This is a genomic window from Sphaerobacter sp. (assembly GCF_019683595.1).
Lineage (GTDB): Bacteria > Chloroflexota > Chloroflexia > Thermomicrobiales > Thermomicrobiaceae > Sphaerobacter.
In genome coordinates this window covers 1-25,748 of record NZ_JADGHZ010000035.1, presented here as the reverse complement: position 1 = coordinate 25,748, position 25,748 = coordinate 1, and the positions used below count along the sequence as shown (strand labels likewise).

Annotated in this window: 24 protein-coding genes and 1 pseudogene; 13 read left to right on the top strand and 12 right to left on the bottom strand. The window is 69.1% G+C overall.

Going from position 1 to position 25,748, the window contains the following annotated elements; all coding sequences use genetic code 11:
* Nucleotides 1–30: 30 nt before the first annotated feature.
* From IRZ30_RS06120 to IRZ30_RS06100, 5 genes and pseudogenes are all read left to right on the top strand, one after another.
* Nucleotides 31–726: pseudogene (locus tag IRZ30_RS06120) on the top strand (rod shape-determining protein); the annotation flags it as partial.
* A gap of 88 nt (nucleotides 727–814) precedes the next feature.
* Nucleotides 815–1,633, top strand: a complete 819-nt coding sequence (gene mreC, locus IRZ30_RS06115) for a rod shape-determining protein MreC (RefSeq protein ID WP_294083990.1) — start codon at nucleotides 815–817, stop codon at nucleotides 1,631–1,633.
* A 28-nt stretch (nucleotides 1,634–1,661) separates the two neighbouring features.
* Nucleotides 1,662–3,047, top strand: a complete 1,386-nt coding sequence (locus IRZ30_RS06110) for a MurT ligase domain-containing protein (RefSeq protein WP_294083988.1) — start codon at nucleotides 1,662–1,664, stop codon at nucleotides 3,045–3,047.
* 129 nt (nucleotides 3,048–3,176) lie between these two features.
* Entirely contained in the window at nucleotides 3,177–3,905 is a 729-nt protein-coding gene (locus IRZ30_RS06105; protein ID WP_294083986.1) for a glutamine amidotransferase, read from the top strand.
* A 145-nt stretch (nucleotides 3,906–4,050) separates the two neighbouring features.
* Entirely contained in the window at nucleotides 4,051–4,800 is a 750-nt protein-coding gene (locus tag IRZ30_RS06100; RefSeq protein WP_294083985.1) for a metallophosphoesterase family protein, read from the top strand.
* Between the two features lie 90 nt (nucleotides 4,801–4,890).
* On the opposite strand, the gene trxA is transcribed toward IRZ30_RS06100, so the two are convergent.
* On the bottom strand, nucleotides 4,891–5,217 hold the full coding sequence (trxA, locus tag IRZ30_RS06095) for a thioredoxin (protein WP_294083984.1): 327 nt from the start codon (nucleotides 5,215–5,217) through the stop codon (nucleotides 4,891–4,893).
* Between the two features lie 57 nt (nucleotides 5,218–5,274).
* Here trxA and IRZ30_RS06090 point away from each other — a divergent pair, with 57 nt between their 5' ends.
* The 3 genes from IRZ30_RS06090 to IRZ30_RS06080 are packed head-to-tail and all read left to right on the top strand — an operon-like array spanning nucleotide 5,275 to nucleotide 8,359.
* Nucleotides 5,275–6,567 (top strand): glycosyltransferase family 1 protein, encoded by a 1,293-nt coding sequence (locus IRZ30_RS06090; protein ID WP_294083982.1) that lies wholly within the window; start codon nucleotides 5,275–5,277, stop codon nucleotides 6,565–6,567.
* Between the two features lie 12 nt (nucleotides 6,568–6,579).
* Nucleotides 6,580–7,749, top strand: a complete 1,170-nt coding sequence (locus IRZ30_RS06085) for a glycosyltransferase (RefSeq protein WP_294083979.1) — start codon at nucleotides 6,580–6,582, stop codon at nucleotides 7,747–7,749.
* Nucleotides 7,750–7,789: 40 nt separating this feature from the next.
* Nucleotides 7,790–8,359, top strand: a complete 570-nt coding sequence (locus tag IRZ30_RS06080; RefSeq protein ID WP_294083977.1) for a flavin reductase family protein — start codon at nucleotides 7,790–7,792, stop codon at nucleotides 8,357–8,359.
* A 523-nt stretch (nucleotides 8,360–8,882) separates the two neighbouring features.
* Here IRZ30_RS06080 and IRZ30_RS06075 read toward each other — a convergent pair.
* From IRZ30_RS06075 to IRZ30_RS06055, 5 genes are all read right to left on the bottom strand, one after another.
* Nucleotides 8,883–9,914, bottom strand: coding sequence for a serine/threonine-protein kinase (locus IRZ30_RS06075; RefSeq protein ID WP_294083975.1), 1,032 nt, complete (start codon nucleotides 9,912–9,914; stop codon nucleotides 8,883–8,885).
* A gap of 128 nt (nucleotides 9,915–10,042) precedes the next feature.
* A complete protein-coding gene (locus tag IRZ30_RS06070; protein WP_294083974.1) occupies nucleotides 10,043–11,839 on the bottom strand; it encodes a Tad domain-containing protein in 1,797 nt (598 codons plus the stop codon).
* 11 nt (nucleotides 11,840–11,850) lie between these two features.
* Nucleotides 11,851–12,297: a TadE family protein gene (locus tag IRZ30_RS06065; protein ID WP_294083972.1), complete on the bottom strand. Its 447-nt coding sequence runs from the start codon at nucleotides 12,295–12,297 to the stop codon at nucleotides 11,851–11,853.
* A 2-nt stretch (nucleotides 12,298–12,299) separates the two neighbouring features.
* Complete coding sequence (locus IRZ30_RS06060; RefSeq protein WP_294083970.1) at nucleotides 12,300–12,734, bottom strand: TadE family protein; 435 nt, start codon at nucleotides 12,732–12,734, stop codon at nucleotides 12,300–12,302.
* A 155-nt stretch (nucleotides 12,735–12,889) separates the two neighbouring features.
* The gene (locus tag IRZ30_RS06055) at nucleotides 12,890–13,411 is read right to left on the bottom strand and encodes a DNA-3-methyladenine glycosylase I (RefSeq protein WP_294083967.1); all 522 of its coding nucleotides are present in this window, start codon (nucleotides 13,409–13,411) and stop codon (nucleotides 12,890–12,892) included.
* Between the two features lie 92 nt (nucleotides 13,412–13,503).
* Here IRZ30_RS06055 and IRZ30_RS06050 point away from each other — a divergent pair, with 92 nt between their 5' ends.
* Nucleotides 13,504–14,307, top strand: a complete 804-nt coding sequence (locus IRZ30_RS06050; RefSeq protein WP_294083965.1) for a cysteinyl-tRNA synthetase — start codon at nucleotides 13,504–13,506, stop codon at nucleotides 14,305–14,307.
* Nucleotides 14,308–14,584: 277 nt separating this feature from the next.
* Here the strand turns inward: IRZ30_RS06050 and IRZ30_RS06045 are convergent, their stop codons facing one another.
* The 3 genes from IRZ30_RS06045 to IRZ30_RS06035 all read right to left on the bottom strand — a co-directional run bounded on the left by IRZ30_RS06045 (nucleotide 14,585) and on the right by IRZ30_RS06035 (nucleotide 17,375).
* A complete protein-coding gene (locus IRZ30_RS06045; protein WP_294083963.1) occupies nucleotides 14,585–15,508 on the bottom strand; it encodes an LLM class flavin-dependent oxidoreductase in 924 nt (307 codons plus the stop codon).
* A gap of 194 nt (nucleotides 15,509–15,702) precedes the next feature.
* The gene (locus tag IRZ30_RS06040; RefSeq protein ID WP_294083961.1) at nucleotides 15,703–16,083 is read right to left on the bottom strand and encodes a VOC family protein; all 381 of its coding nucleotides are present in this window, start codon (nucleotides 16,081–16,083) and stop codon (nucleotides 15,703–15,705) included.
* Nucleotides 16,084–16,115: 32 nt separating this feature from the next.
* Nucleotides 16,116–17,375, bottom strand: a complete 1,260-nt coding sequence (locus tag IRZ30_RS06035) for an MFS transporter (RefSeq protein ID WP_294083959.1) — start codon at nucleotides 17,373–17,375, stop codon at nucleotides 16,116–16,118.
* A 426-nt stretch (nucleotides 17,376–17,801) separates the two neighbouring features.
* Between IRZ30_RS06035 and IRZ30_RS06030 the strand changes: the two genes are divergently transcribed.
* Nucleotides 17,802–18,650: a TIGR03560 family F420-dependent LLM class oxidoreductase gene (locus tag IRZ30_RS06030; protein WP_294083957.1), complete on the top strand. Its 849-nt coding sequence runs from the start codon at nucleotides 17,802–17,804 to the stop codon at nucleotides 18,648–18,650.
* Between the two features lie 72 nt (nucleotides 18,651–18,722).
* Nucleotides 18,723–19,355, top strand: coding sequence for a thioredoxin family protein (locus tag IRZ30_RS06025; protein WP_294083955.1), 633 nt, complete (start codon nucleotides 18,723–18,725; stop codon nucleotides 19,353–19,355).
* A gap of 464 nt (nucleotides 19,356–19,819) precedes the next feature.
* Here the strand turns inward: IRZ30_RS06025 and IRZ30_RS06020 are convergent, their stop codons facing one another.
* Both IRZ30_RS06020 and IRZ30_RS06015 read right to left on the bottom strand, forming a co-directional pair.
* Nucleotides 19,820–20,296, bottom strand: coding sequence for a DUF6194 family protein (locus IRZ30_RS06020; protein ID WP_294083953.1), 477 nt, complete (start codon nucleotides 20,294–20,296; stop codon nucleotides 19,820–19,822).
* A gap of 183 nt (nucleotides 20,297–20,479) precedes the next feature.
* On the bottom strand, nucleotides 20,480–21,088 hold the full coding sequence (locus tag IRZ30_RS06015; protein WP_294083952.1) for a zinc ribbon domain-containing protein: 609 nt from the start codon (nucleotides 21,086–21,088) through the stop codon (nucleotides 20,480–20,482).
* 272 nt (nucleotides 21,089–21,360) lie between these two features.
* Here IRZ30_RS06015 and recQ point away from each other — a divergent pair, with 272 nt between their 5' ends.
* The gene (gene recQ / locus IRZ30_RS06010) at nucleotides 21,361–23,532 is read left to right on the top strand and encodes a DNA helicase RecQ (RefSeq protein ID WP_294083950.1); all 2,172 of its coding nucleotides are present in this window, start codon (nucleotides 21,361–21,363) and stop codon (nucleotides 23,530–23,532) included.
* A 565-nt stretch (nucleotides 23,533–24,097) separates the two neighbouring features.
* Here the strand turns inward: recQ and IRZ30_RS06005 are convergent.
* Nucleotides 24,098–25,012 (bottom strand): CoA ester lyase, encoded by a 915-nt coding sequence (locus tag IRZ30_RS06005; RefSeq protein WP_294083949.1) that lies wholly within the window; start codon nucleotides 25,010–25,012, stop codon nucleotides 24,098–24,100.
* A 116-nt stretch (nucleotides 25,013–25,128) separates the two neighbouring features.
* Between IRZ30_RS06005 and IRZ30_RS06000 the strand changes: the two genes are divergently transcribed.
* Nucleotides 25,129–25,748 (top strand): uracil-DNA glycosylase family protein (locus IRZ30_RS06000; RefSeq protein WP_294083947.1); only part of this gene is annotated, 620 nt, incomplete at its 3' end.

Sequence of the window (25,748 nt, the reverse complement as noted above, 5' to 3'; positions counted from 1 at the left end):
TTTATATGAGACCGCCCCGTGGTTGCGACGCGGGCGGCGAAAGACGCGGCGCTGAGCGCGGGTGCGCGCGAGGCGTACACCATCGAGGAGCCGATGGCGGCCGCCATCGGGGCCGGCCTGCCGATCAACGAGGCGGTCGGCAGCATGATCGTCGACATCGGCGGTGGCACGACCGAGGTCGCGATCATCTCGCTCGGTGGCATCGTCGTCAACTACTCGATTCGCGTCGCGGGGGACGAAATCGACGACGCGATCATTCAGTTTGCCCGACGAGACCACAACCTGGTAATCGGCGAGCGGACGGCGGAGAACGCCAAGATCGCTGCCGGTTCAGCCTATCCCCTGGAAGAAGAGCGGCGCGTCACGCTGCGCGGGCGCGACCTGCTTACCGGCCTGCCGAAGGCGGTCGAGGTCAGCAGCGTTGAGATCCGCGACGCCATCTCCGGCCCGGTCAATACGATCATCGACCTGATCAAGACCTGCGTCGAGGAGACGCCGCCCGAGTTGATCGCGGACATCATGGAGCGTGGCATCGTGCTGGCGGGCGGCGGGGCGCTGCTGATGGGCCTCGACAAGCGTTTGCAAGCCGAGTTGCGGATGCCGGTCTACCGCGCCGACGACCCGCTGACCTGCGTGGCGCGGGGGACCGGCCGCGTGGCCGAGGCGCTCCATCTCTACCAGCGGGCGCTCGCGGGCGGGCAGGAGTTGCGCCGGCCGAGCCGGTAGGCGTTCGGGTTCGGTCCGTCGGGCGGAATAGGGAGGGGAGCGGGCACGCCGGGCCTTCCCGGCGCGTGTGCCGCGAGAGACGCAGCCTATGTTGTCGCTGACACTCCGCCAGACGGCTATCCTCATCCTGCTCTTCGTCGTGACCAGCAGCGGCCTGATCCTGCTCGATCAGCGCAACCGGCTCGACCCGATCCGCACCGGCGCCGAGCACGTCGTCGGCCCCCTCAATGACAGCTTCAACCGCCTTGGCCGCGCCGTCGGCAACCTCGGTACGGACGATTCCGAGCTTGCCCGCCAGCTCGCCGCGGTCACCGCCGAGCGCGATCAACTCCTGGCCGAGAACGTGCGGCTGCGCCAGCTCGAGCAAGAGGTGGCGCAGCTCCGCGAACAGCTCGGCTTCCAGACGCAGCACGCCGAGTTGCGCACACTCCCGGCAACCGTCATCGGTCGCGACCCCGAGGGTTCGCGGCAGTACGTGGTGATCGACCGGGGGAGCAACGACGGCGTTCAGGTCGGCATGGCCGTCGTCAGCCCGAACTTCTTCGTCGGCCAGGTCACCGAGGTGGCACCGGATCGCGCCCGGGTGACGTTGGCGATCGATTCCTCGTATCAGGTCGGCGGGCTGATCCAGCGGAGCGGAGCCGACGGCATCGTCTACGGCCGCTGGCAGTCGGGCGGTCACATGACCCTGCGCTACCTGGACCCGGCCGCCGACGTGGCTGAGGGGGACCTGGTGGTCACCTCCGGACAGACGGCGCGTGTCCCGGCGGGGCTGGTGATCGGCCGGGTGACGCAGGTCCACCGGAACGTGCAGGCCGACACTGTCAGCGCCGACCTTGCCCCGATGCTCGACTACAGCCAGCTCAGCACCCTGACGGTGATCCTCGGCACCGCCGACGGGCAGTAGGCCCGTCATGACACAAGGACGGACAGAAATGGACCCGCGACTCGTGCTGGCGGTCATGGCCGGGAAGGCAAGCGCGTTCCTCATTCGCCGGCTGGGTCGAGGCGGCGGGACCGCCGCACCCGGTGTCGTCGCCAGCACGATCGACCCGGCGGTGCTCGACAAGCTGGCGCGGCAGGTCGATGGGGGCTGCGTCGTGGTGGCCGGCACGAACGGCAAGACCACCACGTCGCGCATGCTGGCCGGCATCCTCACGCAGTCCGGGCGGCGGGTGATCCACAACCGCTCCGGCTCGAATCTGGTGCGCGGTATCACCGCCGCGTTCGCCGAGCAGTCAACCGTCACCGGCCGTCCGCGCGGCGATGTGGCGGTGATCGAGTCCGACGAGGCGGCGTTCCCCGAGGTGGTGCGCCGTACCCGCCCGCGCCTGGTGCTCCTGCTGAACCTCTTCCGCGACCAACTGGACCGCTACGGCGAGCTGGACACCATCGCCGCCCGGTGGGGCGAGACGTTGCGGTCCCTGCCGCCGGACGCGACCGTCGTCGTGAACGCCGACGACCCGGCGCTGGCGACGCTCACCGAAGGGCTGACGGCGGCACGCCGCACCTTCGGTCTGACCGACGGCCGCTACCAGCTCGACGACCTGCCGCACGCGGCCGACGCCGCCGTCTGCCGCCGCTGCGGCGCGCCGCTCCGTTACGAGCGGCTCTTCCTCTCGCACCTGGGCGACTACGCCTGTGATGCCTGCGGCTACCAGCGGCCGGCGCTCGACGTCGCGGCGCGCGACGTGCAGCTCTGTGGGCTGGAGGGGCTTGCGCTCACGCTCCACACCGCGGACGGCCCGATTGCGGTCAGCGCCGGGGTGCCGGGACTGTACAACGCGTACAACGCGCTGGCTGCCGCCGCCGCTGCGCTCACTCTCGGCGTGCGACCCGAGGCGGTCACCGAGGGACTGGCGCGCTTCCGTTCCGCCTTCGGGCGGATCGAGCGGGTCACCTACCGCGGCCGGAAGCTGGTGATCGTGCTGGTCAAGAACCCGGTCGGCTTCAACGAGGTTCTGCGCATGTTGGAGATGGGCGGCGCGGCCCCAACGCTGATCCTGATCAACGATCTGGACGCCGATGGGCGCGACGTCTCCTGGCTGTGGGACGTCGACGCCGAGCGGCTGCTGGATGTGCCCGTGCCGCTCTACACCGGCGGAATCCGCGGGGACGACATGGCGCTGCGCCTGAAGTACGCCGGGATCCCCGAGGAGCGGCTGGTGCCGCTGGGCGACCTGCCGGACGCGCTGGACTCCTTTGTGGACGACCTCCCGGCTGACGGCACCGGCTTCATCCTGCCGACCTACACCGCCATGCTGCGCCTGCGCGAGCTCCTCGCGGCACGCGGCGTGGTGCAGGCGTTCTGGGAGGAGTGAGGCGTGGTACGTGATGCGTGTTCCGTGATGCGTATTGCGTAATGCGCGAGGCGTAGGCAACAGCAGCGGGTTTCAAACGCAACACGGAACACGCAATACGCGATACGCACTACGTCCTACGGAGCAGCCATGAAGCTCACGATCTGCTGGCTCTACGGCAGCACCATGAACATCTACGGCGACCGCGGCAACGTGCTGGCCCTGGCGCAGCGCTGCCGCTGGCGGGGTATTGAGGCCGAAGTGGTCACGCTCGGCGTGGGTGAACCGCTGGAGGCCGGTCGCTACGACCTCTTCTTCTGGGGCGGCGGGCAGGACCGGGAGCAGGTGGCCGTCGCGGCCGATATCAGCGGGCCGAAGGGCGAGGTGTTGCGGGCCGAGGTCGAGGCGGGCGCCCCGCTCCTGGCCGTCTGCGGCGGGTACCAGCTCCTCGGCCGGTTCTACCGGCCGCACGACGGGCCGGAGTTGCCGGGGATCGGCCTGTTCGATGCCTGGACTATCGCCGGGCACGAGCGCTTCATCGGCAACATCGTGGTCGATAGTGACGAGTTCGGCGAGGTGGTGGGTTTCGAGAACCACAGCGGCCGGACCTATCTCGGCCCGGGAGCGCGGCCGCTCGGCCGCGTGCGCGTCGGCCGGGGGAACAACGGGGAGGACGGCACCGAGGGCTGCCGTCACCGGAACGCCATCGGCTGCTACCTGCACGGCGCGCTCCTGCCGAAGAACCCGGCGATCGCCGACTTCCTGATCGCCGCGGCGCTGCGCCGCCGCTACGGGGACGTCACCCTGTCCCCGCTCGACGACACCGTCGAGTCCGCGGCCCGCGCCTCGGCCGTGCGGCGTGCGGTCGGGACGCGATGAGCGGCATCATACGTCATGCGTCATCCGTCCCCCTCACCCCCGGCCCCTCTCGGACGGAGACCACCAGGGGAGAGGGGAGAGATACGCAGTACGGGTGACGAGTGACGCTTGACGTATGACGCAACATGCAACACGGAGGTACACCATGCGGGTGGCGGTGATCTCGGATACCCACGGCAACCTGTACGCGCTCGATGCCGTGCTGGCCGACATCGACGCGACCGGGCCGTTCGATGAGGTCATCATGGCGGGCGACTTCGCCTTCGGCGGGCCGTTCCCGGCCGAGTGTGTGGAACGCATCCGCGAGCGCGGCTACCGCGCGGTGCGTGGCAACACGGACGAGTTCATCGTCGAGGTGGCGACCGATGGTGCGCGACCGTCGGGCGCGACGGAGGCCCAGCGGCACGGGCCGGCCCAGACCGCGATCGACCGCTGGGTGGCTGATCGCCTCACGGCCGAGCAGGTGGAGTACCTGGCCGGCCTCCCGCTCTCGTTGACGGTCCCCGACGAGCGCGGCGAAGCCCTCACCGTGGTCCACGCGACGCCCTGGAGCAGCCACGATGTGCTGTCGCCGGACGCGCCGGAGGAACTCGTCGCGCGGGTGCTGGATGCCGCCGGGACCGCCGCGGTCGGCTATGGGCACATCCATGTCCAGTACCAGCGGCGTCTCGACGGCCGGCTCATCGCGGCGGTCGGCACGGTCGGCCTGCCGTTCGATGGGGACCAGCGCGCGGGCTACGCCGTCTTCACCAGCGGGGTTGACGGCTGGTCGGTCGAGTTCCGCCGGGTGGCGTACGACGTGGATGCGGCGATTGAGGCGACGCTGCGCAGCGGCGTGCCGAATGCCGAGGGGTTCGCCACGGTCCTGCGCACGGCTCGCCCCGCTGGCGCCTAGCCGCTGGATCAGGAACGCGGGTAGGCCAAGCCGAGGCGGCGGGCTCGGCGGCCCACCGCCTGTGGTCCTGCTGGTTTGCCGGGAATCCGGCTAGCTCAGGTGCTTTTCGATCTGCTGCAGCAGGCGCTGCTTCGGTTGGGCGCCGACGATCCGCTCGACCGGCTGACCGTCCTTGTACAGGATCAGCGTCGGGATGCTGGTAATGCCCAACTGGGCGGCCACGCGCGCGTTCTCATCGACGTTGACCTTGGCGATCTTCAGCGAGCCGGCCTTCTCTTCGGCGATTTCGTCGAGGATCGGTGCAACCATGCGGCACGGTCCGCACCACACGGCCCAGAAGTCGACCAGGACGGGCACGTCGGACTTGAGTACTTCCTGATCGAACGTGGCATCGCTGACCGTTACGGGCTTAGACATGCGCGAAACTCCTCCGTCACAGGGTGCCCACCAGCGCGTGGGTCTAGGTATGAGAACGTGCGGTGGACGGCCAACTATTCCACCACCAGCGTGGCCAGTAGCCCGGCTCCGCGGGCGCTTTCGGCCGCGGAAGGCTCTGGTATAATCCGACCCGACATGGACGTCGCGCACTGCCGGGTGGCCCTCGACGGCCGGTTTCTCCAACAGCCTACCACAGGAAGTGGTCAATATTCCTTGCACTTGTGGCAGGCGCTCGCCGCGACTGCGGATGAGCCGACTACGGTGCTGATCCGGCCGGATCGGCCGATGCCGGTCGACCCGCTGCTCGGTGGTGACGCTGCGGGAGCGACCGACACGATCCGCGTGCCGATTCCGTCGTGGATGCGGCATGACAAGGTCGAGAAACTCTGGTGGGAGCAGCGCGGGTTGGTGCGCGGCGCGCGGCAGGCCGGGGCGCGGCTGCTACACGTCCCCTACTTCGCCGGTCCGCGATTTACCCGGCTTCCACTGGTGATCACCGTGCACGATGTCATCCCGTTCATCTTCCCCGAGTACGGCGGGGGCCGTCTGATGCGCCTGTATCTCCGGCTGGTCAGTGCCGTCGCGCGCCGCGCCGATGCCATCATCACCGACTCCGACTGCTCGCGGCGCGACATCACCGCCTGGCTCGGGATCCCGTCGGAGCGGATCCACGTCATCCCGCTCGCGGTTGACCCGGCGATTCGCCCGAGCGACGACCCGGAGACGGCGGCCGCGCTACGCGCTCGTTACGGCCTGCCGGGGCCGGTGATCTTCAATGTGGGTGGGCTTGATGCGCGGAAGAACGTCCCCGTGCTGATCGAGGCCTTTGCCCAGGCCCTGCCCGAGTTGCCGCCGGAGACGCGCCTGGTCATCGCCGGGCGGGCGCACTCCGGGAACCAGCGGCTCTACCCGCCGCTGGAGCCGGTGATTCGCCGGCTCGGTGTCGAGGAGCGGGTCGTCCTGACCGGATCGATCACCGACGAGGAGAAAGTCGCGCTCTACAACCTGGCCGATCTCTACGTCTTCCCGTCCCTCTATGAGGGATTTGGCCTGTCGCCGCTGGAGGCGATGGCCTGCGGCACGCCGGTGATCGCGGCGAATCGTTCCAGCCTGCCCGAGGTGGTCGGCCAGGGCGGGCTGCTGGTCGACCCGACGCCGGAGCGGCTGGCGGCGGCGATGGTGTCGGTCATGCGAGACGAGCGCCTGCGCCGCAGCCTCGCGCGGCGCGCCCTGGAGCAGGCTGAGACGTTCTCATGGCAGCGAACGGCTGAGCTGACCCGAGCCGTCTACCGATCGGTGCTGGCGAGCGCGACGCCGGCTCTCGCCTAGAGGATGGCCACGGTGAAGATCCTCATGCTGTCGAAGGCGCTGGTGACCGGCGTCTACCAGAAGAAGCTGGAAGAGTTGGCCCGGCTCCCCGGCGTGGAGCTCATGGCGGTGGTGCCGCCCTACTGGCACGAGGAGCGGGTCGGCGTCCTGCGCCTGGAGCGCCGCTACACCGAGGGCTACCGCCTGGTCGAGCTGCCGATGGTCTTCAACGGCCGGCACCACATCCATTTCTACCCCCGTCTCGGCCGGATCGTGCGCGACTTCCGCCCCGACATCTTCCACGTCGACGAGGAGCCGTACAACACGGTGACCTTCCACGCCACGCTGCTCGGCCGCTCGGTCGGCGCGCGCGTGGTCTTCTTCACCTGGCAGAACCTTTACCGCCGCTACCCGCCGCCATTCCGCCTCTTCGAGCTGGCCAACTACCGCCTGGCCGCCGCGGCGGTGGCAGGCATCAACGACGCCGCGGAGGTATTGCGCCGCAAGGGGTATCGCGGACGACTCGAGGTCATCCCGCAGTTCGGCGTCGACCCGGATCTGTTCCAGCCGCGGCCGGACCCGCGCCCTCGTGACCTGCCGCAGATCGGCTACGCCGGCCGGCTGGTGCCGGAGAAGGGCGTCGACGTGCTGATCGAGGCCTTCGCCCGGCTGCACAACCGCGCGCAGCTCCATATCATCGGCAGCGGCACCGAGCGGACCCGCCTGGAGATGCAGGCGGGGGCGCTGGGCGTGCGCGACCGCGTGCTGTTCCGCGGCGCCGTCCCGGCGGCCGACATGCCCCAGGTGCTGGCAGAACTCGATGTGCTGGTGATCCCGTCCCGCACGCGCCGGAACTGGAAGGAGCAGTTCGGCCGCGTCATCATCGAGGCGATGGCGTGCCAGGTGCCGGTGGTCGGCTCGAACTCCGGCGAAATCCCCGGCACGATCGGCGACGCCGGCGTGGTCGTGCCGGAGGGGGACGCAGCGGCGCTGGCGGCGGCGCTCGACGACCTCCTGAGCAACGAGGAGAAGCGCCTGGCGCTGGGCCGTCGCGCGCGCCAGCGGGTGCTGGACCACTTCACCCAGCGGGCGATCGCCGAGCGATACTACCGGCTCTACCGGTCGCTGCTGCCGGTTGGTCGCGACGGCCAGGTCTGGGAGCGGGTGCCGGACACCGAGGGCATCGAGCGCGTGCCGCGCTAGCGGCGCTCCTGACAGTCGAATGGGGAGGGAGGGTGAGACGGTGGCAGAGAAGCGCGCGCTGGAGCCGCGGCTGGCGGCACGTATCCTGGAGCCGGGGCCGCTGGTGTTGGTCACCTCGCTCTACCGCGCTCAGCACAACGTCATGACCGCCGGCTGGCTGCTGCCGCTGGGATTCGACCCGCCCCGAATCGGCGTCGCCATCCACCCGAGCCGGCTCACCCACGAGTTCATCAGCCGCAGCGAGGCGTTCGCCCTCAGCGTCCCGACGATCGACCTGCTCAACGCCGTCCACCGCTGCGGCATCGAATCCGGGCGCGATGGGGACAAGTTCCTCAGGGCGGGCCTGACGCCCACGGACGCGGCCGAGGTCGAGGCGCCGCTGGTCGACGAGTGCGTGGCGCACATTGAGTGCGGGCTGGTCGAGCGCCTGACCCTTGCCGACCACGACCTCTTCATCGGTGAGGTGCTCGCGGTCTCCGCCCTCGACGAACTCTTCTCCGACCGCTGGCTGATCGACGCCGACTCCCCGCTACTCCACCACATCGCCGCCGACCAGTACGCCGGGCTGGGCAAGACCTACACCGCACGCCTCGCCGAGGAAGAGGAGTAGGCTCGCCCTTTCCACTCCTAAGTAGGCTGGGATGTGCTGATTGGCTCTCTGTGCGGTGGTTGGTGCCTGGGGTCATAGCGTTTGACGAATCAAGTGGGTGTCGGCCGGTCGGTGTGTGCCCAGCGCTCATGGTGTTTGACGAATTAGCCTGGTCTACCCGTCAGCAAGCCGTTCCCATGCACATGTCATCCTTCGCTGCGCCGCCCGGCGCCTCCGCGCCGGGCGGCGAAGCGAAGGATCTCACGTCGGATCAGCCAAGCAGCGCGGAGATCCTTCGCTGCGCCGGGTTCCATTAGTTAGTCCCGGGCGCGGGCAGGGTAGTAAACACCGTATTGCTGGGGCCTGAGCCCGATTTCCCCAGCCGGCTTTCCTTGTCAGCCCGGGGCTTGAGCCCCGGGCACGCGCCACGGCGCGAGATCCGTCGCACCACTCGCTCCGGGCACGCACCGAGCGCGTCACTCCACGAATCTGACTGGCCCATGAACACCGGACCGCGGCCGCTGCTCGCCAGACCCGCCGGGCCTCACGGCCCGGCGCCGACGACGCCGCGCTGGATGAGCACCAGCAGGAGGAGCACGATGACGATGGCGGCGGCCAGGCCGGCCCAGCCGCCGATAATGCCGGCGATGCGGTCGAATCCCTCACTGAGGCGCTCGACGCTGCGCAGCGCGCTGGCCAGTTCGGTGTCCAGGTCTTCCAGCCAGCGGGACGGGGCGCGGCGGAGCTGCATCGCCGGGCGGTGGACGACGGGGCGCTCGTCCGTGTCCTCGATCGGTGCCGGGGGAAGGACCGCCTGCTCGATGGCCCGGGCCATAGCCGCAGCCGAGCGGAACCGCTGGGTCGGGTCGCCGGCCAGCGCGCGGCGCACCACGGCGGCAAGGTCCGGTGGGACGGCCGGTCCCGGCTCGTCATCCGCGTCGCGCGGCAGGCGGCCGGTCAGCATCTCGAAGAGGACTACCCCGACGGCGTAGAGGTCCGTCTCCGGGCCGACGGCTTCGCCCGCGCGTTGCTCGGGTGCCATGTAGGCGGGGGTACCCAGCGCCTGGTCTCCGCGGAACAGGTAGGGCTCGCCCAGGCGGCAGGCGGCGCCGAAGTCCACGATCTTGGCGGTCGGACCGGTCCCGCCGATCATGATGTTTCCCGGCTTGATGTCGAGCAGGAGGACGCCGCGGCGGTGGATCTCGGCCAGACCGGCCAGTACCTGCCGGGCGATGGTGGCCGCCTCGTGCGGCGGCAGCGGGCCGCGGCGGTCGAGGATCCGGCGCAGAGTCTGGCCCTCCACCCATTCCATCGCCATGAAGGGCCGGCCGTCGTGGCGGCCGTGGCCGAGCACGCGGACCACGTTGGGGTGATCGATATTGCCGCCGAGTTGGGCCTCGCGTTCGAAGCGGGCCACCAGCTCCGGGTCGGCGGCGTGCTCCCGGTTGAGGATCTTCACCGCGACGCGCCGCTCGCCCCGCTCGGTGGCGAGCCACACGGTGCCGAAGCCGCCGCTCCCCACCACGCGGATCAAGCGAAACCGCCCGGCCAGGATGGATGCCGGTGCCTCTACCACGGCGCGTACGCTCCTCTCCCGCCGTCCGGCCCAAGTATAGCCGGGACGGTGGAGGCGGATTGGGCGGATCGTGGTCGGGCGACCGGCGAGGGTTCAGGAAGATGACGGAGAGCTGGTGCGGCTCGCCGTCATTCGATGAGGAAGACTGCCGGGATGGACGTGTCCACGTATTGCTGGTACTCGAGGCCGAGGCGTGTGCTGCCGCCGGTCTGCATCGAATCGACGATGATCTGCCCGCGCAGCACCTTGCCGTTGCTCGCCCCGCCCATGGTGAGCTTCGCCGAGGGCAGGTAGACGGCCCCTTCGCTCAGCATCGAGGTCGTGCCGTTCCACTGGAACGTCTCGGTGTTGTCCGGGTGGGCGTACATGAAGACGCCTGGATGGTAGCCAGGGTAGATGGTGGTCGTCGGCGCGGTGAACGCGAAGGCGGCGCTGCCCGACGTATGGAGGTAGCACCCCGGGCCGAAGAAGAGGAAGATATTCTGTCCGCCGATCCAGGTGCTACCCGAGTTCTGCAGCTTGCAACTGTCCTTCGGGGGGTTACCGCCGAAGTAGTACTCCCCGCTGGGGAGGTTGAAGTGGGTGCTGCCGCTCGTGAGCAGGCTTGAGCCGTCGTAGAAGTACATCTTGACGTAGACATCGCCGTTCAGCCTGATCGTCGAGCTGCCCGAGAAGCTGAGGTTCGCGCCGTTGCGGAACCAGAACTCGTAGTTACCCGCGTTGAAGGTCAGGTGCGAGCTGCCGCTGAAGACCATGCCCTCGCCCCCATCGAAGATGTAGGTGCCGGGGTTGAGGGTGACGCTGTTGCTGCCGCCGGGAAGGATGCCGCTTCCCGCGCCGCTGAAGTAGAAGACGCCGCCGCCGAGCACGTTGCCGTTGGCGCTGCCGCCGATGCTGAGGCGGGCACCGTTGAGGAACGCGTAGTTTCCCCGCTCCATCCGGAAGTTCGGTGTGCTGCCGCCGACGCTGATCCCAGGGCCGCCGTTGAACGTATAGTTCCCGCCCTCCAGCACGATCGGCCCGTCGTTGCCACCGCCGATGGAGATCCCGGCCCCGTTGGTGAACCGGTAGTTCCCGTATGACAACCGGAGCGTGTTCCCGCTCTGCACGTTCTGGATGGTGAGGCAGCCACCCCCACCGCCGGAGTAGGTCCCCGCCGGGACGGTGTAGATATTCGCGCCCCACGGTTGCGGGTACTCCATGCACTGCTGGGGGCTCCCGCTGACGTTCGTTACCGGGTTGCTCGGGAACGGCGGCAGCGTCGGTGGCTGGATCTTGTCCTTGAGCGGGTCCGGCACCTCCGGCGCGTAGGGGTTCGTCCCCATGCCGCCTCTGATCGTGCTGGCTCCCGACTCGTGGAAGCCATCGTTCGCGTTCACTTGCTGGTCGGCGATGATCACGGTCGAGCCGGACGTCTCAATCGTGTAGTTCGACATCACGCTGCCGCCGGTGACTTCGATCCCGGTGCTGCCGCTGGTCTTGATGCCGCCGGTGGACGGGTTCAGGGCCAGCAGGGCGGCGTCGAAGGGTATCGGCTCAAGCGATGCGACCGCGTACGCGCCCACCTGCCAGTCACCGGGATAGACCAGGCCGACGAAGAACTTGGGAACCTCGGCGTTCACGGTGACGCGCACCCGCTTCATGTCCGGGCTGAAGGTGATCTCCGGGGTGGCGTCGTAGCCGTTCTGCTCGACGTAATAGACCGCGATCTGCTCCAGCGTGGCGGTGTTGGTCACGCCGGAGTAGACCGCGTCGGCGACCGCCAGCGCGGCGGCATCGGCGGCGTTTTGCACACCCCGGCGCTGGGACAGCAGGTAACCGACATCGACGGCCGCGGCCAGGAAGGCGATCAGGAGCACCGTGGCGGCGGCGAAGATCACCAGGATCTGCCCCCGGTGTGCGGTGTGACGGCGCGTGGTCGGCATCGGCTCCCCCTTCAGTAGTGCACGATCATGGTGGAGCTGGCGCGGAGCGTCAGCGTGGGGACGGGAAGGATGAACCCGACGAGCGGCCGATACGGGTACGACACCTCTACCCTGACCCGGTGCCTGGGTTGGAGGTCGCCGTCCGGGCGGACGACGGTGACGGAGAGTGCATCCGGATCGCTCAGGGTGACCTTCTTCAGGACGGCCGTTTTCACCGCTGCCGGGTCAATCGTGTAGGCGGCGATCTCGGCCGGGTTCCTCAGCCCCTGCGACATGGTGCCGTGCACGGATGCGTAGCGTGTCCCCTCGCGGGCGGCGGAGGTCACCTGGTGGTAGGTGAAGAGCAGCCAGCCCATCTCGATAACGCCGAAGATGAGCGTGAAGAAGAGCAGGGAGGAGATCGCGAACTCGACCATGCCCTGCCCGGCGCTGTGCTGTCGCCTCCTCTGCCGTTGCATCGTCAGTACCCCGGCAGGATCCGCATCTGCACGACGCGGGACATCGTGAAGCTCCGGAACGGCGGGAACGGGAAGAGGGGGCGGAACTGGTAGCGCGCCTCGACGCGGATGTACTGGAACGGCCTGTTCGACGGGTCGCGGAACGCCTCGTTGCCCACCTGCGCGGTGATGGTCGGCGTCACGCCGAAGATGGCGTTATCCGCCTCCTGGAGCGCGGCGGTACGGATGCCGGCAAGGTCCTGGGCATTGGCCGGGCTCAGCGACCCGTAGTGCGCGCCCTCCCGGGCGACGTTGCCCAGCGCGATGTAGACCGACAGCGCGCGTGCGAAGTCCGCCGCGCCGAGCAGCATCACACACAGGAGCGGCAGGATGAGCGCGAGTTCAACCAGCGCCTGGCCGCGGTGGTGGTGATGGTGACAGTGACGCGAACCGCGCAAGGAATCCCTCCCAGATGCGCCAGGAGCCTGGAGCTCTCCCGTGATTCGATGTTATGGAAGGTGATTCGCGGGAACTAGGTTCAGACGTACCGACGAGCGTGGGCCATCAGTCGATCGGGAAGTGACGCACGTCCCGCTGGCACCGTCGCTCCGAGTCACCCGGCGCGCCAGCACTCCGGGTCGTGGACAGGAGGGATCTTCCCAATTGCTTCCAGAAAACTGACGCAGGTGGTCCGGCCGAAGAAGGCGAGGCGTGGGCGGAGCGCGGCGTGGATGGCGTCCGGATCGGCCGGCTGACCGGCGAGCCAGTCGACGAAGGATCCCGCCTCCTCTTGCAGCGCCAAGAGCGCACGAGCGTTGTGCACCGTCGCTTCGATCTTGGCCCGGTGCCGCACGATGCTCGGATCCAGGAGCAGGCGGTCCACGTCGTCCGACGTGAACGCCGCGACCGCAGGGATGCTGAAGCCGGCGAAGGCGCGGCGGAACCCCTCCCGCTTGTACAGCACGGTGCGCCAGGAGAGTCCGGCCTGGAAGATCTCCAAGGTCAGCGCCTCGAAGTGTGCGTCATCGTCCCCCGGCGGGACGCCCCACTCCAGGTCGTGGTAACGTGCCAGCAGGCTGTCCCCCGCGGCCCACCTGCAGCGCACCCGTCCGTCGGGCGACATCGCGTTCGCCATCCCATCCGATTCCGTTCGCCGCGCATATAGTATCGTAGACGTATCGTCCGGGGACCGGCCAACTCGACATCCTTACCCAGGAGGCACCGTCGATGCCCCACGGCCCAATCGTCCTCTTCGGCTCCGGCGAGACCTCGAAGCATGGCCGACAGGTCCATGCACGCGTCTTCGAGCGCCTGGAAGTCCCCGTCCGCGTCGCCATCGTCGAGACCCCCGCCGGGTTCCAGCCGAACGTCGCGACCGTCACGGCCAAGCTCCGGGCGTTCTTCTGCCACAACCTGAGCGGGTTCCGGCCCGAGGTGCGTATCGTCGCTGCCCGCCGCAAGGGTGGCGTGTACGACCCCGATGCGCCGGAAATCGTGGCGCCGCTGGAGTGGGCCGCGTACATATTCGCCGGGCCGGGCAGCCCGACCTACGCCGCGCGACACCTCGCGGGCACGCGCACGCTGGCGCTGATGCAGCGCCGCGCGGCCGAGGGGGCAGTCCTCTCCTTCGCCAGCGCCGCAGCCATCGCCTCCGGGCGTTACGCGCTGCCGGTGTACGAGATCTACAAAGCGGGCGAGGACCTCCACTGGGTGCCGGGGCTGGACCTCTTCGGCCGCCTCGGCTTCAACCTGACCGTGGTGCCGCACTGGAATAACGCCGAGGGTGGCCGTGACCTGGACACGAGCCACTGCTTCGTGGGCGCCGAGCGTTTCCGCTACCTGCGTCGACTGCTGCCCCCGGAGACGACCATCCTGGCGATCGACGAGCACACGGCCTGCATCCTCGACCCCGCGACCGAGCGGGTCGAGGTGCTTGGCGCGGGCCAGGTTCATGTGATCCGCGGCCCGCGTGAGGACCGCTTCGCCTCCGGCGAGTCGTTCCCCTTCACCCTCCTCCGCGCGCCGGAGTGACGGCGCCACGACATGCGGCGGTACCCACGCCGTAGCCCGTGCTCGGCGCGGGTGGTCGAAAGGTTCTCACGGCGCGTTCCGTGCCCGGGGGTTATGGCTTTTGACGAATTATGCGGGTGTCCGCTGGTCGGCCCGTGCTGCCCGGCGCTAGAACTGCCGGGCTGACAACGGAAAGCCGGCTGAAGCCGGCTCGGGCGATGCAGGACCGGCGCCTCGGTATGATGGACCCCGCTGCCCGGCTTTCGCCCCGGGCACGGGCCGAGTGCGTACATCCATGTCATTCGACCCCGCCGCTCGACAAGGCGGCGCGGACGGGTGGTACGACCTCGGCGGCGAAGACGGCGGCTTGCTCGACCTGGTGCTCGCCCAGCGGCCAGAAGATGAACGTGTCGATTCGGTACTCGCGGCCCAGCCGGATGAGATACTCAACCCAGCCGGCGGCGGGGAACACGAGTGTGTTGGCCTGGATCTCGTCCGAGCGGTTCGGGCGGTCGGCCAGGTCAATCGCGCCCATGACGTTGTAACCCCGGCGGATCGACTCGGGTGGACGGCCGGCCTCGGCCGCACCTTCGTCTACCCAGCGGTTGATCCGCGGCAGATCCTCCACGGACGCGAAGGTGTTGGTGACCAGGATCCCGTCCGCCAGGCGGCCGGCAAGGCGCAGCATCCGCGGCCGGGCGGCGCCCACCCAGATCGGGATCGGTCGTGTCGGGCGTGGGCCGAAGCGTGCGCCCCGCGTGCGGTAGTGCTCGCCGTCGAACGTGAACCCGCGCTCGCTGCTCCAGAGCCCGCGGATGACGCGGATCCCCTCCTCGAACGCCGCGACGATCTCGGCGCGCTCCGCCGGCACCTCCGCGCCGAAGGCCCGCAACCCGACCGGGTAGCCTCCGGTACCGATCCCGAGTTCGACCCGCCCCCCGCTCAACATGTCGAGCGAGGCCGCCGCCTTGGCCAGCATTACGGGCGGCCGGAGCGGCAGGGGCGAGACGTTGGTCCCGAGCCGGACCCGCGTCGTGGCGCACGCCAGCGCCGTCAGCAGCGTCCAGGTGTCGTAGTGGGTCGCCATGTAGGGGTGGTCCTGAATGGTGATCAGGTCGATCCCGGTCGCGTCGGCGATGCGGGCGCGGCGAAACGGCTCATCGGGATCCTCGATGCCGGGGTGGATGTTGAGGCCGAACTGCGGGGGGAGACGATCGGTCACTGATGCACTCCTCAGAATCGCGCGGGCGGGCCAATCGTGCCCTTCATCACCCCGCAACGACCATGCCGGTTGGCGTATTCCTGCAACGGCAGCGCGGTGGCCGGGGCCGCGCGAGCGGCCCTCACCCCCAGCCCCTCTCCCAACGGTGGGAGAGGGGAGCGACGCACGCTGGTCGTCTGGCCGGGACGTGGGTGTTAGTGGGAGCGACGGGCGCGCTGGACGAGGCGGAAGCGGTTGCCGTCGGGATCCTGGAACTCCACTTCCCAATCGCCCCAGTCCTGCATGCACGGCTCGTCGACGAACACGACGCCGCGCTCGTGCAGCGCCGCGTACGTGCGGTGGATGTCGTTGGTGAGGAATGCTACCCCGGCGATGGGAGAGTGATCGCCCGTCTCCTGGGTCAGGGTCAGCGTCACGTCGGGTTCCGCATGCCCCGGCGCCAGTGCCACCCGGCGGGTGCCGTCCGGCATCCGCCGGTCCTCCCGCACGGCAAAACCGAGCGTGTCCCGGTAGAAACGGAGGGCGCGGTCGAGGTCGGTGACCGGGACAGGGATGCTGCCGACACCGGTGATCACGGACTCCTCCTCTCGGTGCGAGCCGGCACCGCTCAGTCAGCGATCACCGGGGCCGGCTGCTCGGCGGCAGGTGCCTCGGCGCGGGCGAAGATCGGCCGTGCCCGGACGAGCATGACGATCGCGGCCGCGAGGAGTCCGGCGGCGACGTTTGCCAGCAGCGAGACGGTGTAGTTCCCCGTCAGGTCGCGCAGTTCCCCGGCCAGCGCCGAGCCGACGGCCGAGCCGATGGGCATGATCGCGAACATGAGCCCGAAGATCGTGCCGAGCGCGCGCCGGCCGTAGATATCGGCGCAGAGCGCGGAGGTCAGCGGCACGGTGGAACTCCAGGAGAAGCCGGTGACCGCCAGCGCCACGAGGACGAGGGGCACGTTGCTTCCGGCCAGCAGCAGCCCGGCGAATCCCAGACCGCGCAGCGCATAGACCACCGACAGCGGAACCACGCTGCCGCGGCGGTCGGCCCACCGGCCGGTGATGAGGGTGCCGAGGATGCTCGCCCCACCGACGAGCGAGAGACCGAACCCGGCGGTTTCCCGGGTGATCCCCTGATCCAGGGCGTAGTCGACGAAGTAGTTCATCAGCCAGGCCATCGTGAAGCCGCAGACGAAGAAGCCGAAGCTCAGCTCCCAGAACGACCGGTGTGCGAGCGCCGTCCGCACCGAGCAGCCCGCCAGTGCCATGTCGGCTGTCGCTTCGCCCTCGCGCTCGCGCAGGAGCCAGAGGATGAGTGGCACACCGACCAGGAACAGCCCGGCGCCCAGGAGCACGTAGGCGTCGCGCCACCCGACTGTGACGACCAGCACCGTTAGCCCGGGGACGATGGCCAACTGCCCCACCGAGCCGCCCGCGTTCACGATGGAGAGCGCCGTTGCCCGCCGCTTGACGAACCAGCTCGCCACCAGCGGCGTCACGGTGACCGGCGACACGGCGGCCAACCCGAGAGCCACGAAGAAGCAGTAACCGATGACCAGCTCCCAGACGCTGCTCGCCCGCCCGGTGATGACGAGGCCGATCGCCAGCAGGGCCAGTCCCCCGGCTGCCACGAATCGTGCCTGCAGCCGGTCGACCAGCCAGCCGACCGCGGGCTGGGTCGCGCCGATCACCAGGATGCTGAGGGAGACGATGAGGCCCAGGTCGCCGTGGGAGAGGGAGAAGCCCTCACGTACCTGATCGAAGACCACGCCGATCAGGAATCGCCCGCCGGAGGCGACAGCCAGGATGGCGGTCGCCGCGACGACGATGCCCCAGCGCAGCAGGCTGCTGTTCCTCCGCGTGACGGTCGCTGGTGACGTCATGCCGCTCTCCCGTCTCTCCACCGATGGGCCGTCGCAGCCGCAGAATATGCGCCGCGACTCCCGCCCGAACCGAGTTGAACCCTCACCAAGTGCACGTGCGGAGGAGTATAACGCACTCCTGAGCTTGTCGGGTTGTCATGACAATACTTTGATGGGAGTGCCGGCATCGTGCGGGCTCCCTGTCCGGCGTGTCACGAGCTTCATCGGCCGACGACCTGGTCGCATGGTGATCGTGAGCACGACGGTCGACATGATGCCGGCACTCCTGGTGGGGTGCTCCTACGATTGATGTACACTGATGGTCGTGCGACTTTCTGATGGGTGGAACCAGCGGCCGGAGCGCCTGCGCGCAGGGCGTGGGAGAGCCATAGCCGTGGGGACGGTCGCGGGACGCGGCCGGCCGTCGACGGAGAGTGGGGGAGATCGATGGAGTTTCCGCTTCGCTTTGGCATCGGTACCGGCAACCGAGTGCCGTTTCCGGAGGCTGTGCGACAGTGGCAGATGGTCGAGTCGCTCGGCTTCGATACCGCCTGGGTGGTCGACCACTTTCTGGCTCCCAACGATGAGGAGGCGCCGTACCTCGAGGCATGGTCCCTCATCGCCGCGCTCGGTGTGCTGACGCACCGGCTGCGGTTCGGCGTGATGGTGAGCGGCAACACCTACCGCAACCCCGCGCTGCTGGCCAAGCAGGCCGTGACCATCGACCACGCGACCAACGGCCGTGTCGAGCTCGGCATCGGCACCGGTTGGTTCGAGCGAGAGCACGAAGCCTACTCCTTCCACTTCCCGTCGGTCAGCGAACGCATCGAGATGCTCGACGAAGCGCTTCAGGTTATCCGCAGCCTGATGACCCAGGAGCGCACGACCTTCCACGGCCGCTATTACCGGCTGGAGAATGCACCCTTCGAGCCCAAGCCGCTGCAACAGCCGCACATCCCGATCGTCATCGGCGCGTTCCGGCCGCGGATGCTGCGCCTGGTCGCGCGCTACGCCGACATCTGGAACACCCGGCTCGAACCGGAGGAGGCCGAGGCGGCGGTGCAGCGGTTCCGCGAGGCGGCGCGGAGCGTCGGGCGGAACCCGGACGAGGTTCGCCTGTCGGTCTACATGTGGCGCCACCCCTTCACCTCGGTCGATCACTTCCGCGACGCGGTGCTGACGTACCGCCGGGCCGGGTTCACCGACTTCATCTTCCCGATGCCGCCGGAGGAGCACTACGACACGCTGCGGCGCTGCGCCCTGGAGGTGATTCCGGAGATCCGCCGCATGGGCTGAGGCGGTCCCGGGGAATAAGCCGCGTGCCGCCGCGTTGCTGATTAGTGGGGAAGGTATCCATGAGTATCCCCAGTGAGCACGACACAGGTTGAGGAGCGAGCCATGCTGGCAGCCGAGCGCTGGCCCCAGGCCGTGAGCGTCGATGACTACATCGCCCGGATGGAGCAGAACCGCGAGCGGTATCTGGAGAATATCGAGCGGACGGAGATCACCGCGGCCGATCGCGAGATCTTCGGCCGGGAGCCGCTGCGGATCCTTGTCCTGACTGAGGACTGGTGTGGCGACTCGGCGCAGTTCATCCCGGTCATCGCCCGGCTCGCGCGCGAGGTGCCGACGGTGGAGGTCCGCATCCTCCGACGGGATCAGCACCGTGACCTCAACGCCCTCTACCCGCGCAAGGACGGGTACCTGGCGATCCCCGTCGTGATCGTCATGGACCAGGACCTCAACGTCCTCGGCGTGCTGGTGGAGCGGCCCGAGCGTGCCACCCAGGAGATCGCGGCGGAGACGCGGCGCTTTCAGCTCGCGAACCCCCACCTGCCTGGCATCAACCGCACCGTCGACCGGATGCCCGAGGAGACCCGCGCCGCTGTGAAGGCCAACATCGCCCAATGGCGCGTGGGCCAGCAGGACCGCTTCGCCCGGTACCTCCTCGAAGACCTCGCCGACCTCATCGAGCGTGCCCGCTCCGAGCGCGTGGCGTGACCGGCGACGCGAGGGTCCTCATCGGGTGGCACGTGTCCGGGGGTTCACCCCCGGGCTGACCAGGAAAGCCGGCTTTGGAGTGCGGCGGCCTGAGCCGCCGCTTTGGTATGGCGCGGCGTCAGCCGCGCCGGGGTTGGATCCGCGCCGGTGTCGGGACACGGGCTGGGTGGTGCGAAGGATCCCGCGTCCCGGCGCGTGCCCGGAGATGGGTGATGAGAGGATCCCACGCCGTGGCCCGTGCCCGGGGCTAAAGCCGCCGGGCTGATAGTTTGGTAAGCCCACTCAAGGGGCTACGATGACCACGCGCAGGCGTATCCGGTCCGGCCTCCCATCGGGCGCGGTATCCCCAGCCCCTTCAGTGGGCTTCACCTTCTCAGCCCGGCGGCTTTAGCCCCGGGCACATGCCACGGCGCGGAAACCTTTCCGTCACTCACCCCAGGGCACGTGTTTCCTGTACTGATCACTCATTCATCACGCCGGGTCTGGGTGCGCGCGTGGCGGGCGGCTACCTTGTGATAGGCGTCGGCAAGCAGGGGTTTGACGGATTCGAAGGTCTCCGGGCTGGGATTGAGTACGCACACCCACCATTGCGATGCGTAGATCGGGTGGGGCATCAGGCGGTCGAGGGCAGCGTAGTCGTAATTGGTGCTCGCCGCCTTGTCTCCGCTGGGAGGATCCCCGAAGAGCGCACGAAAGGTGTCTCGACTCACGCCGATGTTGAGCCGAAAGACACCGGGGCGGTCCAGGCGCGAGGACTCGTCGAAACCGGTGTAGTTCTTGGTGACGATCGTGGCGAACGGGAGCTCACGCGTCCGATCGAGATCGCCATCGGGGTCGTAGTAGATGAACGTGTCTCCCGCACCCGGGCCGTCGCTTGGTCTGAGGACGTCGACACCGGCGAATGTGTCCGTGATGTACTGGATGATCGCCTCCTGGTCCATGGTCGGCCTCCACGTCGTTGGTTCGGACACGACACAGCCACGTCTCACTAAACGCGTGCCACGGTGCTTCGGTTGTGGAACAGCCGGGTGGGGGCAGGTTCCGGTCCTTCTCCGATGGGCGTGCCGCGTGGCAATTGGTTCACGTTGCGCAAGCGCGCTCTGTCGTGGGCGTGTGCCGGCAGGCTATCCCGCCTCGATGGGCGGGAGCGGGTGGCCGCAGGAGGGGCACCAACTCGCGTCGGGGAAGGTCTGGGTGCCGCACTTCGGGCAGAGGCGCAGGGGCGTGGTGACCGGTTCCCCGCAGTAGGCGCAATATGCCGCCCCTGTCTGCAGGGGCTTTCCGCACGTCGGGCAGGTGTCTGCCGATTCCGGCAGCAACCCGAGCCTGGCCTCCAGCTCGGCGATGCGCTGCCGGCGCTCGAGCGCCCGACGCGACTGGACGGCGCGCGTATCCCGTGCGGCGATTGCCAGGTAGGGGATCAACCAGAAGAACAAGAACGGAAAGAAGACAATCGCGAGCCCGATCGCCAGGCATCCCGGCGGGCGTCCGCCCCCGATCCGTCCGCGCAGGGAAAGGACCGCGCGCCCGTCGAGCACGAGCGTGGTCACGAGGACGCCGAGCATGAGGAACACTCCGACGTCCTCCAGCAGGCTGATACCTGCCACGAAGGGAGCCCACGCCAGCGCGTAGGCCAGGATCAGCCCGCCGATGACTCGCGGGCTGTACTCGTGATACTGCACGTCGCCGTTGTCGGGTGTGTCGGTCCGCTGGAGGGTCTTGTTCTCGTCCACCTGCCCACGCCCTTACGCCCGGCTGACGCGTGATGTCGGATCGCCACCGTGCGCACTCTGGACGATACGCGCTGCGCTACCAGTATGTCAAGATGACATCCTGTGGGTGCCGGCATCGGGACGGGTCATGTTCTCGGGGAGGTGTGCCGCAGGGATGAGCAGCGGTATCCCTGCACGATGGCGCAAGCCGGCAAGGCGCCGGCGCTCCTTTGGTACCATGCAGGGTATCGCATACGTGTGGGTAATCAACGGGGGCGGGTCTGGAGGTGCGGGTGCCGGGCGAGAGGTCGTGGACCGACGACGAGCTGCGGGCGGCGCTGCGATCGACGTTCGGGCATGAGGATTTCCGGCCGCTCCAGCTCGACGTCGTTCGCGCGATTCTCCAGGGCCGCGATGTCTTCGTGCTGATGCCCACGGGCGGCGGCAAGTCCCTCTGCTACCAGCTCCCGAGCCTCCTGCTCGACGGCATGACCGTCGTTGTCTCTCCGCTCATCGCGCTGATGAAGGACCAGGTCGACCAGCTCACGGCGCTCGGCGTGGCCGCGACGTATATCAACAGTGCGCTCGACCCGGACGAGATCCGGCGGCGTCAGGCCGCCGTGGCGCGCGGCGAGGTCAAGCTCCTCTATGTGGCGCCGGAGCGACTGATGACCTCCCCCTTCCTGCGGCTGCTGGAGGAGACGCGGCTCGCGTTCCTCGCCATCGACGAGGCGCACTGCATTTCGGAATGGGGTCGCGACTTCCGCCCCGAGTACCGCCAGCTCCGGGCGCTGCGGGAGCGATTCCCCGCGACGCCCCTCGGGGCGTTCACGGCGACGGCGACGAAGCGGGTCCAGGCCGATATCGTGGCGCAACTCGGGTTGACCGCGGCCGCGATGTTCCAGGGCAGCTACAACCGGCCCAATCTCGTCTACGCGGTGCGGCCCAAGGACAACGTCTACGCCCGGCTACTCGACTACCTCCGCGCCCGCCCGGAGGCGTCGGGGATCATCTACTGCCACACCCGCGCGGGGGTGGACGAGCTCGCGGAGCGGCTGCGCGCCGATGGGATCCTGGCCGACGGCTACCATGCCGGATTGGATGCCGACGAGCGCCGCCGTCGCCAGGAGGCGTTTCGCCGGGATGAGATACGGGTGATGGTGGCGACCGTCGCGTTCGGGATGGGGATCGACAAGCCGGACGTGCGCTTCGTGATCCACGTCGACGCGCCACGCAGCCTGGAGCGCTACTACCAGGAGAGCGGACGAGCCGGGCGCGACGGCGAGCCGGCCGACTGCATCCTCTTCTACAGTCGCGGCGACATCATCCGCTACGAGCGGCTGATCCAGGAGATCGAGGGTGAGCAGGAGCGCCGCGTCGCGCTTGAGCAACTGCGGCGGGTGCGGGACTGGGCCGAGGGGCTTACCTGCCGGCGCGCCGGGCTGCTGGCGTACTTCGATGAGCCGTACGACGGCGGGGTCGTGCCCTGCTGCGATGTCTGCGACGACCCGCCCGAGCTCCGGGACTACACGATCCCGGCGCAGATGTTCCTGTCTTGCGTCTATCGCACCCGCCAGCGCTTCGGCGCCGACTACGTGATCCAGGTTCTGCGCGGCTCGCGGGCCGAGCGGGTGCTGCGCAACCGGCACGACCAGCTCTCGACCTACGGCATCGGCGCGGATCGCCCCGCCGATGAGTGGCGCTACCTCGCGCGGGAGCTTGTGTCCCGCGGCTACCTCCGACAGGATCCCAGCGACTTCAACGCCCTGAAGATCACCGAGCGCGGCCGTGCCGTGCTCCGCTCGGAGGAGCGGGTCGTGCTCCCCGCGCCGCGCACGGCCGCGCCGCCTCCGAAGCCGGTCGAGGAGGATGTGCCCCACCCAGAGCTTGTGGCGCGGCTCAAGGCCCTTCGCAAGGAGATGGCGGTCGAGCGCGAAGTGCCGCCCTACGTCATCTTCTTCGACCGGACGTTGCACCGGATCGCGGCCGCGCTGCCGCAGACCCGCGACGCGCTGCTCGCCATCCCTGGCCTGGGTCGCCGTAAGGTGGAGGATTTCGGCCAGCGGATCGTCGACGAGGTCACGCGTTACGTGCGGGAGACCGGCGCCGAGCCGGTTGACTGGTCGCCGCCGGCGCCGGCGCAGTCCCCGCGCCGCCCGCGTGCCCTGGGGAACTCCGCGCGGCAGAGCCTGGAGCTGTTCCGGCAGGGCTACACCGTGGCCGAGATCGCCGAGCGTCGCGGCCTGGCGGTGTCGACCATCGAGGGCCACCTGGCCGAAGCGCTGGAGATGGGGGAGGATCTCGACCTCGACCAGATCGTCGCCCCCGAGCGCCGGCGAGTCATCGCCGCTGCGTTCGCCGAGCTCGGCACCAGTGCCCTGACGCCCGTGCGCGAATACCTCGGCGACGGCTACTCCTACTTCGAGCTGCGGATGGTCCGCGCCGCGTTGTCCCGGGCGCGGTGAGGCGCGCCGGCTCCTAGCAGGCATTCGTCTCCATGTCCACAGGTGCGCCGGTTCCGGCGCCGTGGCGCGTGCCCAAACGGGTGGTGCGACGGATCCCACGCCACGGCAGGTGCCCGGGGCTAAAGCCGCCGGGCTGATAAGGAAAGCCGGCTGAAGCCGGCTGAGGACGCGGCGTCCGGCGGGAGGCCGGATCGGCTCCGCCCGGGCGTGGCTAGCGTAGCCCCTTCAGTGGGCTTACCCATATCAGCCTGGGGCTTGAGCACCGGGCACGGGCCGCGGCGGCGGGCACCGTATTGTCCGGGTCTGCGCTCTGCCCCGCTTCAGCCCGCTTTAGCGGGCTTTCGTTGTCAGCCCGGGGCTTGAGCCCCGGGCACGCGCCACGGCGTGGGTTCCTTCACGCCACTCATCTCCGGGCACGCGCCGACCTCGTACTCCCGAACAATTCTTCAAACTCCATGAGCCCCGGGCACGCGCCACGACGCGAGGATGCTCGCACCAACCTCCCGGGCCTGTACCGACCGCGTACGCCCACGTAATTCGTCAAACTCCGTGAAGCCGGATCACCTTACTCCACCATCCCCGCGGCGCGGGCGAGGTCGAGGGTGGTTTGGGCCATGCGGATGCTGGCGGCGTCGATCATCCGGCCGTCGATGGCGATGGCGCCGCGTCCCTCGCGGGTGGCGGCGTCGTAGGCCTCGACGACGCGCGTGGCCCAGGCGATCTCGTCCGGGGTGGGTGAGAAGACCTCGTTGACGATGGCAATCTGGTTCGGGTGGATGCACCACTTGCCGTCGTAGCCCATCGCCCGGCTGAGCATAGCCGAGCGGCGGCAGCCGTCGGGGTCGCGGAAGTCGGCGTAGGGACCGTCGATCACCAGCACCCCCGCCGCACGAGCGGCCACGAGCAGGTGGTGCATGACGTACTGGTAGCGGTGGCCGGGGTAGGCCGCGTCCCACTCGTCGAGCGTGCCGATCGCGGTGGAGGGCATCCGCACCGAGGCGCTGTAGTCGCCGGGGCCGTAGATGAGCGCGGTGATGCGCGGGCTGGCGGTGGCGATCTCGGCGCAGTTGAGCACCCCCTCCGCCGTCTCGATCTGCACTTCCAGGCCGATCATCCGGTCCAGGCCACAGTTCGCCTCGATCTGGGTCAGGAGCGTGTCGACGAAGGCCACGTCCTCCGGGCGGTTGACCTTGGGCACGATGATCCGGTGGAGCCGATCCCCCGCTGCCTCCACCACCTCGATCACGTCGCGGTAGCAGAAGGGGGTGTCGAGTGCGTTGATGCGGAACACGCGCGGCTTCCGCCCCCAGTCGAGCTCGGTCAGCGCGCGGATGACCGTCTCCCGTCCGGCCGCTTTGGCGTCCGGGGCGACGGCGTCCTCCAGGTCGAGGAAGATCACGTCGGCGTCGGAGGCGATCGCCTTCTCGATCATGCGCCAGTTGTTGCCCGGCACCGCCAACACGCTTCGCTGCACCGCCATACCGCTGCTCCCTCCCTGCACCGTCGATCGCGCGCCGCGCTCCGATGGTCGGCGGCAGCATACCACGGCCTCCGGTCGATAGAATGGGCGGCGGAAACGAGCGGTTAGGGGAGGCGATGGCGCATCGAATCGCGGAGGATCTGCGGATCGCGGTCGACGAACGGCAGCGGCGCCTGGAGGCGCACCAGGCGGCCATCCGGGCCTGCACCGCGTGCGTCGCCGCCGGGTTCATCCGCGAATCGCGGCCGGTCTTCCGGGGCCACGCCGGGCAGCGGATCATGGTGGTCGGTCAGGCCCCGGCGGAGCACCGGGAGGAGAACCCGATCCCCTATTCCGGCGCCAGTGGGCGGACGCTGCGTCGCTGGCTGGCCCAGGCCGGCTTCCCCGAGGACGCGCTCCACGAGCGCTGCTATCTGACCTCGTTGACGAAGTGTTTCCCCGGCCCGAGCCGCTCGGGAAAGGGCGACCGGGCGCCCTCTGCCCGGGAGATCGCGCTCTGTCGCCCCCACCTGGAGGGGGAGATCGCGCTGGTGCGGCCGGAGGTGATCCTGGCGCTGGGCCGGCTCGCAGCGACCTACTTCGTCGGCAATCGCCCACTCGCCGAACTCGTCGGGCAGGCGTTCACCCACGGCGACGCCGTGGTCCTGCCGCTCCCGCACCCCTCCGGTGTCAGCCACTGGCTCAACGCCCCCGCCCACCGCGCGCTGCTCGACCGCGCTCTGACCCTCCTCGACAC